The organism is Citrobacter sp. Cpo089, from assembly GCF_030332695.1.
Classification (GTDB): Bacteria; Pseudomonadota; Gammaproteobacteria; order Enterobacterales; family Enterobacteriaceae; genus Citrobacter; species Citrobacter portucalensis.
In genome coordinates, this window is record NZ_JAOWHJ010000029.1 from 1 (window position 1) to 3,889 (window position 3,889).

At 42.1% G+C, this 3,889-nt stretch carries 5 protein-coding genes and 1 pseudogene; 1 reads left to right on the top strand and 5 read right to left on the bottom strand.

Annotated elements, in window-relative coordinates:
• The 4 genes and pseudogenes from OGX92_RS04385 to OGX92_RS23430 form a co-directional block, all read right to left on the bottom strand.
• Nucleotides 1-295: pseudogene (locus OGX92_RS04385) on the bottom strand (IS1-like element IS1A family transposase); the annotation flags it as partial.
• A gap of 50 nt (nucleotides 296-345) precedes the next feature.
• A complete protein-coding gene (locus OGX92_RS04390) occupies nucleotides 346-1,044 on the bottom strand; it encodes an acyltransferase family protein (protein ID WP_286586276.1) in 699 nt (232 codons plus the stop codon).
• 390 nt (nucleotides 1,045-1,434) lie between these two features.
• Nucleotides 1,435-2,103 (bottom strand): SOS response-associated peptidase, encoded by a 669-nt coding sequence (locus OGX92_RS04395; RefSeq protein ID WP_286586277.1) that lies wholly within the window; start codon nucleotides 2,101-2,103, stop codon nucleotides 1,435-1,437.
• Between the two features lie 727 nt (nucleotides 2,104-2,830).
• Nucleotides 2,831-3,175, bottom strand: a complete 345-nt coding sequence (locus OGX92_RS23430) for a hypothetical protein (RefSeq protein WP_003833919.1) — start codon at nucleotides 3,173-3,175, stop codon at nucleotides 2,831-2,833.
• A 204-nt stretch (nucleotides 3,176-3,379) separates the two neighbouring features.
• Between OGX92_RS23430 and OGX92_RS04405 the strand changes: the two genes are divergently transcribed.
• Entirely contained in the window at nucleotides 3,380-3,817 is a 438-nt protein-coding gene (locus OGX92_RS04405; RefSeq protein WP_286586278.1) for a hypothetical protein, read from the top strand.
• Nucleotides 3,818-3,827: 10 nt separating this feature from the next.
• Here OGX92_RS04405 and OGX92_RS23435 read toward each other — a convergent pair.
• Nucleotides 3,828-3,889, bottom strand: a 62-nt coding sequence (locus tag OGX92_RS23435; protein ID WP_071528444.1) for an IS1 family transposase, incomplete at its 5' end; no start/stop codon positions are given.

Consider the following 3,889-nt stretch of genomic DNA (forward strand, 5'->3'; position numbering starts at 1 on the left):
CCCGGCTGTATGCGCGAGGTTACCGACTGCGGCCTGAGTTTTTTAAGTGACGTAAAATCGTGTTGAGGCCAACGCCCATAATGCGGGCAGTTGCCCGGCATCCAACGCCATTCATGGCCATATCAATGATTTTCTGGTGCGTACCGGGTTGAGAAGCGGTGTAAGTGAACTGCAGTTGCCATGTTTTACGGCAGTGAGAGCAGAGATAGCGCTGATGTCCGGCAGTGCTTTTGCCGTTACGCACCACCCCGTCAGTAGCTGAACAGGAGGGACAGCTGATAGAAACAGAAGCCACTGGAGCACCTCAAAAACACCATCATACACTAAATCAGTAAGTTGGCAGCATCACCGGATATTGTTATAAATTCTACCAGAACCAAAAAAATAAGAATAAACAAATACCACCATTGAAATGGATACTAACAAAAATAACGCTGCATTCCTGTATTTGTTTTCTGAAATTAATACTGTATCTCTTATAAATCCTGAAGTATATGCACCTAGGGCATAGTATACTATATACAAAAGAGCGCTATCGATATTGAAAAAGAAAGCAGGCACAAAACCTAGTTGTAATTTTGTAGATATAATAAATATGATTAAACACACGATGAAAATTACGTGCTTGTTTTTTATTGTTAATAAAATAAGCGAGTATATTACTATCATCACAAACAGGCAAGGCAGAAACCATAAAGAAGCAGCAAATATCTGATTTCGGATCGCTGGTAATATCTGCAGCATCATTTCTTTAACTTGGTCGAAGCTTGAGTTATTATATAGGGAAAAGAATATTAAAGATAGTATAGAAAATACAAAATATGGGATAATTAATTTTATAAAACCATTTTTTATTATTGATGCTAGCTCATGTAATGATTGGCATTTCTTATAAAAAACGCCGGAAATAAAAAAGAATAAAGGAACATGAAACGAAAAGGCAAATTGATAAAGTTGCTTACCATTATCTCCAAAGTGTCCAAGGTAAATCCAGAATATAGCAATTGCCTTTAAGGCATCGATCCATTGAGTACGTGTATTCATATTTTTCATCTTCTAATTAAATTAGCATCTTAAAATCATGACAATATCCGCAAAGCATCTATATTTAAATTCCGTTCTTTCATAAATACCACGTATATTATATATAATGTATGCAACAATTTAACATTGATTTAAGTGAAATTATTTTATACAATAATGTAACTAAAGTATACATATGTAATAGTAATACTTGTTAACATAAAACGCTAGTCAACTTTACCGTCAAGCCTATCATGCCACTATCGCCTCATCTCCCAAATCTTTGAGACAGAAACTTGTCATAAAAAACTTTGCATCATTTTGCAAGGTTTTGTGCGTTATGGGTGTTACATGGCATGCATCATTAACGATGCCATGAGCGCGGAGTTTTATGATTGCCAGGTTATGTAATCACATTGGCTGTATTAGTTCAGAGCCCTTATTTTTTACATTCCCTACGGCACGCGTCACGGTGTGCCATATAAATTTATCAGCCGGCACGGAACCATCAGCCGAAATTTCCGCAGCTTCTTTCCCACCAACGTCCTGCCTCATCCATTCGCGAGCAGCATCTGGTGACAGTACCAGTGGCCGCCTGTCGTGAATATCTACCAGTCCTTTGTCTGCAGCAGCCGTCACTATCAGGAATCCTTCTGCTTCATCTCCACGTTCGAATGGTGTGCTGCCGATCGCCGCCATGAATATCGGCTGGCCATCGGCTCGATGAATGAAGTAGGGCTGCTTTTTGTCACCTTCCATTTTCCACTCAAACCAGCCATCAGCAAAGCAAATTGCTCGACCATGTTGCCAGAGTGGTTTAAACATTCTGCTGGTGGCCACCGTTTCAGAGCGTGCGTTAATTAGCGGTGGTTTATCCCACCATCCGGGGGCGTATCCCCAGATAACTGGATCAAGATGGAGTTTCTCGTCACGTTCGCTCAGAAGCAGAACTTTGGTGCCTGGCGCCACGTTAAAACGCCCGATGGGTTCCGGGTCATATGGAATGTCTCTGTCGACTTCGTCAGCGAGAAGGGCGAGATAGTCTTCACGCGTCATCGACTGTGAAAAACGTCCGCACATAGAAACCTCCAGTCACATTTAAGACTGAAAGTATAGGATATCGTTCTACACAAAACGATTGAGCCCGCTCAACACCGATGCAGGTAATAAATGGCATCAGTGGGACCAAATCATATTAAACAAAATGAACATACTTCATATTTGGAATTGTAACAGGAGAAATAGAATGCCAAGGAAAGACCAAAACCGTTATGCAGATGTTTCGTATCAGACTCAGGCAATAAGTAGTAGAAGGACACAATATCGTGAGTTTCTTGAACGAAATGGGTATGAGCATAACGAGAAAATGGCTCAACTTTTCGCTATGAATTTAGCATTAAGTTCACATGATAGAGTTAACCTCGTTCATGAATTGATGTCGGGGTTTTGACTGCAGTTGAAACCTGATCTGGTTAAATGTGTTCACCATTGAGATTTAATCTTAGTGATAACCCTTTGAATGTTCAGAGGTCAATTTACTGAACTATTGGCGAAAAAGTGACGCAACTTATTGATAATTATGAATAACACGCATGATTTAAAATCCCTCGGCGTTCGCGCTGTGTGGGTTCAAGTCCCACTCCGGGTACCATGGGAAAGAACAGAATAATCAAAGCAATAAGCAGTGTCGTGAAACCACCTACGGGTGGTTTTTTTGTGCCTGTTTTTTACAAGCATAGATACTTTGCGTCAAGCAGCCTGCCAGAAACGTAAACAGCCCTCTATATACTCACTATTGCTAATCAATCTATCGCCGAATCGGCGCGTTAAACATAAAGCCCCCTCGGGCAGGGTTGTTGATAAACCCATCGCGGGCGGGATTATAGTTGTGGTCCTGGAAACCATTCATCAGGATGGGATCGCCAAAGCCATCCTGTATCGCCAGCTGTCTGTGGATTCGGTTTCGTGCCCTGAACGTGAAAGCGAAATCACCCGTCCCGCCAATGATGAACACACCATTACCAGCTCGAAGTGCCGCGCTCAACTCTTGCTCTCTGACGGCCTGGTTTTGTAACGCGCTGGCTGTGGCAGACGATGACGCCAGCAGCAGTAATATGAGAACGGCGCATGAAAATACCGATGGCAGTTTCATGATTAATACCTATTAAAAGTATGGCTATTAAAGTATAGCTTTATGTTGTCATCTCAACTGAAAACATAACCAATAATGTAAACCTGCTGTCCATGCTGTATTTAAAAGACCGGAAGAGTAGTGCTGCGCAGTTAAGAACTATAATAAAAACAGTCAACAGGTGATTACTTCTGTTTGCAGACAGTGCTGGTTCAGGGGGCTGCTATGAACATTTCATCTTTTCCGATAGTCATGTTCGCAGCATTGCTCACCCTTAGTGGTGCAGCATATTCGGTGGAAAAAGAAGATATCTTTTCGCAGAATGCCAGGGCTACGGATCCCATCGCATTTTCTCAACAGTCATTTAATAACCTGAGGTCTTATCAGGTTATGATGCGCACCTCGTCGCCATCCGATGAAAGCAAAATTATTCGCTATAGCTTTCAAAAGCCTGGGTATGTGCGGATGGATTTTACCCAACCGCATTCAGGTGCGGTGCTTATCTTTAATCCTGTCAGCGGTAAAGTGACGTTATGGCCATTTGGTGTGGGTACATTGCCCATTTTGCACCTGTCGCCTACTAATTCATTGATCCAGGATGAGCGCGGTCATCGGGTGAATCGTTCTGATATCGGTGTGTTGTTGGGCAATATTCGTCGGTAATGACTCCAACTTATTGATAGTGTTTTATGTTCAGATAATGCCCGATGACTTTGTCATGCAGCTCCACCGATT

Coding starts and splice junctions, on each gene's coding strand:
- OGX92_RS04390 (WP_286586276.1), bottom strand. CDS start 1,044: ATGAATACACGTACTCAATGGATCGATGCCTTAAAGGCAATTGCTATA.
- OGX92_RS04395 (WP_286586277.1), bottom strand. CDS start 2,103: ATGTGCGGACGTTTTTCACAGTCGATGACGCGTGAAGACTATCTCGCC.
- OGX92_RS23430 (WP_003833919.1), bottom strand. CDS start 3,175: ATGAAACTGCCATCGGTATTTTCATGCGCCGTTCTCATATTACTGCTG.
- OGX92_RS04405 (WP_286586278.1), top strand. CDS start 3,380: ATGAACATTTCATCTTTTCCGATAGTCATGTTCGCAGCATTGCTCACC.